The following is a 1,442-nucleotide window of genomic DNA, read 5'->3' as shown; positions in this document are numbered from 1 at the left end:
GGCCAGTCAGGTCGTTGGCCCCCTCGAAGATTTCGGGTGGGGGTGGGGTGAGCCACCCCGTGGTGGGGCCGTACGGGCTGTGGGCGGTCGTTCGGGTGGTGGCTGGTGTGCGCACGCGGGGAAGCCCCCGACTGCTGCCCTGGGAGGGTTGAGCGGTCGGGGGCTTCGGGTCACGGGCGCTGGGTGCCGTTGTGGCGGGCAGAGTAGTCCGGGCTGCCCTGGGCGTTCCCATCGGTCCACGGCGGGGCGTTCGGCGCCCCTGGGTGGTGGCGTTGACGCCCGTGAGGTTCTACCGGACCCAGCGGCCGGCGTCGGGGTCACCGCCGGTCATCTGGCTGTGGTCGAGGTCGACTGAGTGGCCGATCTCGGTGAGGGGGACGGCGGTCTCGGCGGGGGTGGAGGCGAGGATCTGTTCCATGCCGGGATCGGCTTCGAGGAGCGCGAGCCAGTGCTTGCGGCGGCCTGGTGTGATCGCACCACGGTTGATGGCGGCGGCGACGAGCCCTTCGCGGCGGTCTGTGTTGGCCTTGGCCTGGATCTTCTGTCCTTCGAGGGCGTCGCGGCGGAGCTTGGCGACCTGGTCGGCGTCGAGGACGGTCAGACCGCGCTTGCGGGCCGCGGCGACGATCGCGGACGGTGCGCCGGCTCCTGCGGCCTCAGCGGTCGCGAGATCGGTGACCGCGGCGAGCACATCGTCACTCGTTGCCGTGTCGTCGAGGCCGAGCACGGCGATGATGGCGCCCCACGTCTCGGGCGTGAGGTCGGCCGGGTCGACGGGCGGGGCCTGGGTGGAGTCGCCGGGGGTGGTGCCGTCGGTGGGGGCGGGGGTACCCGCGTCGGGGGTGGGGGTGCTGGTGGGCATGGGGATCTCCTTAGAGGACGCCGGCGATGTGCTTGACGTGGAAGGGCTTGTTCACGGCGAACGCGGGGACGGCGTAGGCCTGGACGATGGTGCTGCGGGTCTCGTAGTCGGGCCAGCTGGTGACGGTGAGCGCGGTCTCGTATCCGACGACGCCGACTTCGCCCTTCTGCGCGACGTATGCGCCGCCGACGGGGACCTTGATGTTGGAGACGAGCTCGAGGCCGGCGGAGGTGAGGACCGCGGCGAGCTTGTCGCCGTATGCGGTGCGCAGGGCGTGCGCGCTCGAGGGGTGGACGACGAGCACGTCGTGGATGACGCCGAGCTGCTGCAGGTCCGCGGCGAGCTGCGCGGCCGACCAGTCGGCAGTGGGCAGGTGCGCGGACGGGGTGAGCTGGTCGAGTGGGCCGACGGTGACGAGGTCGCCCCAGGAGTGGCCGACGATGCTCGGCTGCTCGGTCACGACGTCGTCGAGCGCGGCCATGAGGACCCGCATGGCCTCGTCGTCGATCTTCTTGGCGATCGTGTTCGCGAGCTGTGTGGTCTGCTGGTCGAGGTAGTCGACGTCGTTGCGGGTGCGGCG

At 71.5% G+C, this 1,442-nt stretch carries 2 protein-coding genes; both read right to left on the bottom strand.

What is annotated here, in order from left to right:
* Positions 1–289: 289 nt before the first annotated feature.
* The gene (locus tag FK268_RS22935; RefSeq protein WP_146437752.1) at positions 290–862 is read right to left on the bottom strand and encodes a phage protease; all 573 of its coding nucleotides are present in this window, start codon (positions 860–862) and stop codon (positions 290–292) included.
* Between the two features lie 10 nt (positions 863–872).
* The coding region (locus FK268_RS24385; RefSeq protein WP_306461501.1) for a major capsid protein at positions 873–1,442 on the bottom strand (570 nt) is incomplete at its 5' end.

Origin of the sequence: Tsukamurella sputi, assembly GCF_007858445.1 — a bacterium.
Taxonomy (GTDB): Bacteria; Actinomycetota; Actinomycetes; order Mycobacteriales; family Mycobacteriaceae; genus Tsukamurella; species Tsukamurella sputi.
Note: the sequence above shows the minus strand (reverse complement) of the source record. Positions and strands in the feature narration are given on the sequence as shown.

Excerpts from the sequence above, each read along its gene's own strand:
- FK268_RS22935 (WP_146437752.1), bottom strand. The coding sequence starts at position 862 with ATGCCCACCAGCACCCCCACCCCCGACGCGGGTACCCCCGCCCCCACC.